The 355-nt window shown below is 55.4% G+C and carries 1 tRNA gene and 1 rRNA gene; both read right to left on the reverse strand.

Annotation, left to right across the window (positions count from 1 at the left end):
- Positions 1 to 2: 2 nt before the first annotated feature.
- Positions 3 to 77: transfer RNA gene (locus AC1DNC_RS16810), tRNA-Glu, on the reverse strand.
- A gap of 88 nt (positions 78 to 165) precedes the next feature.
- A 16S ribosomal RNA gene (locus tag AC1DNC_RS16815) occupies positions 166 to 355 on the reverse strand; the annotation flags it as partial.

A 355-nucleotide genomic window follows, 5' to 3' on the forward strand; every position in this document is an offset into this window, starting at 1 on the left:
GGTGGCGTCCCCTAGGGGATTCGAACCCCTGTTGCCGCCGTGAAAGGGCGGAGTCCTAACCGCTAGACGAAGGGGACACAAAAGTGTCACGACTTCGCAGCCGTCCTGCTCATTACTTTTTATCAGACAATCTGTGTGGACACTGCGCGGGAAGGTATCTTCAGGTAAGGAGGTGATCCARCCGCAGGTTCCCCTACGGCTACCTTGTTACGACTTCACCCCAGTCATGAATCACAAAGTGGTAAGCGCCCTCCCGAAGGTTAAGCTACCTACTTCTTTTGCAACCCACTCCCATGGTGTGACGGGCGGTGTGTACAAGGCCCGGGAACGTATTCACCGTGGCATTCTGATCCAC

Source organism: Arthrobacter sp. 01N442 (assembly GCF_056399345.1).